This window comes from Cryobacterium sp. MLB-32, from assembly GCF_000738085.1.
Taxonomy (GTDB): Bacteria; Actinomycetota; Actinomycetes; order Actinomycetales; family Microbacteriaceae; genus Cryobacterium.
Genome location: NZ_JPRS01000302.1, coordinates 1 through 2,270, shown reverse-complemented (window position 1 = coordinate 2,270; position 2,270 = coordinate 1). Strand labels below are relative to the sequence as shown.

The 2,270-nt window shown below is 59.1% G+C and carries 1 protein-coding gene; it reads left to right on the top strand.

The features are described from left to right. Nucleotides 1–197: 197 nt before the first annotated feature. Nucleotides 198–2,270, top strand: a 2,073-nt coding sequence (locus JF66_RS17905; protein WP_156109899.1) for a type ISP restriction/modification enzyme, incomplete at its 3' end; no start/stop codon positions are given.

The window sequence follows — 2,270 nt, the reverse complement described above, 5'->3', positions numbered from 1 at the left end:
CTGATTGACGGGATTTCGATGCATTTATGAACTGCTCAATTGGGTCTACTCTGATGGACGGTTCGTCCCGGACTACGGTCAGTTCACGGTTAGATGGTGGAATGCCGACAAGTGCCTCCGATAATTACGTCGCGGTCCTCCGCGATATCAAGCTCTCTCCCCATTCGGTCGAGCCGGAGGCTCAGCTCACGCGGCCAGTGGCTGATTTGTTTGAGGGCCTGTGCCAAGAAGCCGGAATTGGCGCCCTGTTCTTGCAACGGGAGGCTCAACTTGAAGGTGTTCGACCGGATTTCGCAGCTTCAATCGATGGCCGTCCTTGTGGCTGGGTCGAGCTCAAGAAGCCAGGACACTCGCTGGATGGCCCGAGCTGGCGCGGACGCGAAGAGGGGCAGTGGGGTCTCCTGGCCCAGCTCGATTCCGTTCTGGTGTGCAACGGCGAAGCAGTGCGCCTCTACTGTGCGGGTGCGCAGGTGGATGCAGACGTTCTTCTACCCTCTGACGGCGGTGACTGGGACAGCGCACCGTTACTCGCGCTGCTGCATCTCTTCACGAAAATGCGGCCGCCAGTTGTTCGCAGCGTCCACCAGCTAGCCGTGGTACTAGCCCCCATGGCGCGCTTGCTGCGCGAACGAGTAGCCGCGGGTCTAAGCACAGAAACACCGAGACCCGTGATTGCGCAGGCCAAGGCTGTCTGGGCCGCTAACGTGCACGAGAAGGTTACCGACGCCGAATTCGCGTCAGACTTGGCTCAGGTAATTGCCTACAGTCTCGCCATCGCTGCTTTGAGCGGCGCCGCCGACGAAAACCAAGACGGCTTTGTCTCTCTGTCAGAAGCCAGGCAGACGCTTCGTGTCAGCAATGCCGTATTAGCCGCTGCCTTGGGTCCTGTCCTCGATATTCAGGGGCTTTCACAAGAGTTGTCAGTCGAAATTGGCGCGATCGAACGGCTCGTGTCTGTTGTCGACAGTCGCGCCATAGGAGCGGCAAGGGACAATCGGGGGGAGCCCTGGTTGTGGTTCTACGAAGACTTCCTTACCGCGTACGATCCAGTTGCCAGGGAGAAGGCGGGCGTGTACTACACGCCGGTAGACGTCGTGAAGTCGCAGGTTCAGCACATAGATTTCATCCTCAGGAAGCTCTTTTCAAAAAAGCTCAGCTTCGCTGACGCTTCAGTGGTCACATTGGACCCGGCAGCAGGTTCCGGCACATATCCTCTTGCCGTCATCGATCAAGCAGAACGAGTCGCAATCGAGGTACGAGGCGCGGCCGGTCCCAAGCAGGTCGTGAAGCAGCTGGCGGCAAACGTCATCGCCTTCGAAATATTGCCCGGCCCTTATGCCGTCGCGCAGCTGAGAATTGGCCGTCGGCTGGCAGACATGGACAACTCACTCTTCCCTCCGGGGAACGTCAGGGTCTACATGACAGATACTCTGGAAGATCCGGACGTCGTTCCACTTGCCTTGCCATTATGGGGAGATGTTCAAGTCCTCGCCGAGGAACGGGAGCGCGCTCGGGGCGTCAAACACGACCAACCCGTGACCGTCATTGTCGGTAATCCACCTTACGAACGAGGCGTAAAGGCCGACGGTAAGTGGGTCGTGAATCCATCGAGCGGACGTTCGCTGTTTGAAGATGTAATCGAACCGGCGCAGGCTGCAGGCATCATCTTCAGCGCCCAGGCCAGCCTCTATAACCACTATGTGTATTTCTGGCGCTGGGCTCTCTGGAAAGCCTTCGAACAGGAACCAGACAGTCCCGCCGTCGTCAGCTTCATCACGGCGTCCTCTTGGCTTAACAACCCGGTATTCATAGGGCTGAGGACCATCGCACTTGAACACGCGGACGAGATCTGGGTGACCGACCTGGGCGGTGAGGGGCGAGGTAACAATGCGGAGGACAACGTTTTCGCCATCCAGACCCCGGTCGCGATCGTGACGGTATTCCGCCGAGCGAAGGACCGAAAGACGCTCGCGACGGTGTACTACCGACGCGTATCCGGTAAGCGGGCCGAGAAGCTGGAGGACCTGCGGGGCCTGTCTAATCCGCACGAGTCACCGGGTGACTGGACTGAGCTCGCGGGTGACGCGAGGCTTGGGTTTGTTCCCATTCCGCCGCGTACGCAATGGGACAGTTTCCCGAAACTGGTTGATATTTTCCCGTGGCAGCAACCAGGCGTGAAGGTCAACAGGGCCTGGCCGTACGCAACGACGAAAGAGGTTCTGCGCCGGCGATGGGACTCCCTGCTTGAGGACCCAAATTCAGCCACCCGG